1 pseudogene is annotated in these 220 nt (G+C 69.5%); it reads right to left on the reverse strand.

The annotated features are described in order from the left end of the window. Positions 1 to 220 (reverse strand): annotated as a pseudogene (locus tag GYA94_RS26250) (hypothetical protein); the annotation flags it as partial.

Consider the following 220-nt stretch of genomic DNA (forward strand, 5'->3'; position numbering starts at 1 on the left):
AGGCGGTCATCGCTGGCCGGCATTTTCGGCAAGCCCTTGGCGTTTCTGGCCAGTTCATCCTTGCGCGTGGCCTTGAGCGCGGCGGCTACCACCGTGCGCCCCAGCGGCGACTGGAAGAACGCCAGGGCCGGTGCCGGGTTGGCCAGGCTGGCGCCCAGCTTTGCCTGGGCACGACGGGCTACCGCCTGGGCCTGGCAGCGCTGGTTGCTGTTGTCGACCA

The sequence above is a fragment of the Pseudomonas juntendi genome (genome assembly GCF_009932375.1).
GTDB classification, from domain to species: domain Bacteria; phylum Pseudomonadota; class Gammaproteobacteria; order Pseudomonadales; family Pseudomonadaceae; genus Aquipseudomonas; species Aquipseudomonas juntendi.